This is a genomic window from Falsigemmobacter intermedius, assembly GCF_004054105.1.
GTDB classification, from domain to species: domain Bacteria; phylum Pseudomonadota; class Alphaproteobacteria; order Rhodobacterales; family Rhodobacteraceae; genus Wagnerdoeblera; species Wagnerdoeblera intermedia.
This window is the reverse complement of sequence record NZ_SBLC01000138.1, coordinates 1-1,408: the sequence shown is the minus strand read 5'-3', so window position 1 is coordinate 1,408 and position 1,408 is coordinate 1. Positions and strand designations below refer to the sequence as shown.

1 protein-coding gene and 1 pseudogene are annotated in these 1,408 nt (G+C 58.0%); both read right to left on the bottom strand.

All coding sequences use genetic code 11. The features are described from left to right. Positions 1 to 400, bottom strand: a 400-nt coding sequence (locus EP867_RS19600) for a BapA/Bap/LapF family prefix-like domain-containing protein (protein WP_128491094.1), incomplete at its 3' end; no start/stop codon positions are given. A gap of 113 nt (positions 401 to 513) precedes the next feature. Further along, positions 514 to 1,269, bottom strand: a pseudogene (locus EP867_RS19595) (IS5-like element ISPso2 family transposase). Positions 1,270 to 1,408 lie beyond the last annotated feature (139 nt).

Genomic DNA, 1,408 nt, shown 5'->3' with positions numbered 1-1,408 from the left:
TGCCATCGGCGCTGGTCTCCGCGCTTTGCAGCAGCGGCGCGGTGGTGTCGGGCACGGTGTTGCCGGGCGTCTCTCCGCCGGCCAGTGCGATGCCGAGTGCCCCGACTATCCCTGCGCCAGCAAGCAGAGGCATGATCGCGCAGGCTCCATCTTCAAAAACCAAGGTGCTTTGAAGCGCGGCGTCCCCCTGCGCAAAGAAATTCTCAATGATGATCTCTGAGCCGTCCTGAAAGCGAAGAACCAGAGAGTCGCCCATGCGAAAGGCTTCTGTTAGATCGCAACGAGCGGCATCGAGGTGAACTTCGGACGGTTCCGTCAGAACAACTTTGATTGTCCCAGGCGGCAAAACGATCTCACCGCCGTCAAGAGTTGATTTGAGCGATTCGATCGTAACAGTCATGTCTACTGCCTTTAAGAATAGAAAAAGCAACTAAATATGAAAAACTGAGTGTTAGTTTATATTATCGCACCATTGGCTTCCACTGAAAAGTGACCCTATCCCTAGGTCAGGATTCATAACCAATAGATGACGAGAGCCGCGAGGGCGATGGCTGAGAGGAAGACCTTGGGGCATCGGTCATAGCGGGCCGCGACGCGCCTCCAGTCCTTGAGCCTGCCGAACATGATCTCGATGCGGTTACGCCGCTTGTATCTCCGCTTATCGTATTTGATCGGTGTCTTGCGTTTCTTCCGGCCTGGGATGCAGGCACGTATCCCCTTGTCCTGCAGCTTCTCTGAACCAGTCAGCGTCATAGCCACGATCCCCGAGTAGCCATTTGACGTTTGGCAGGCCACTCAGCAGGGCCCGAGCGCCGATATAATCGCTGACCTGTCCAGCGGTGACGAACAGGTCGATCGGTCGCCCCTGACTGTCGCAGATGGCGTGCAGCTTGGTGTTCATACCGCCTTTGGTTCGACCGATCAGGCGACCACGCCCCCCTTTTTGGCGGCCATGCTGGTCGCCGTTCGATGGGCCTTGAGGTATGTTGCGTCGATCATCACGGTCGTTTTCTCGCCGTGTTCCGCCGCCAGCCCGGCCATCATCCGCGCGAAGATGCCCTTTTCGCTCCAACGCTTCCACCGGCTGTAGAGCGTCTTATGTGGGCCATACGCGGCGGGCGCATCGCGCCAACGCAAGCCATTGCGATTGATGAAAATAATCCCGCTCAGCACCCGTCTGTCATCAACCCGGGGCTTCCCGTGCGACCTGGGAAAGAAGGGAGCCAGGCGCGCCATCTGCGCGTCGGTCAGCCAGAAGAGATCGCTCATGTCACCGCTCCGTTTTCGGAGGCGTGAATCACGTAGCGCAACAGAAATCAATGCATCCTGACCCTTCTGTATCTGAGTTCTGCTAAACTGGCCCCGTCACCGGCCCCGGCCAGGGTCAGTGACGGGGTGGTGCGCGACG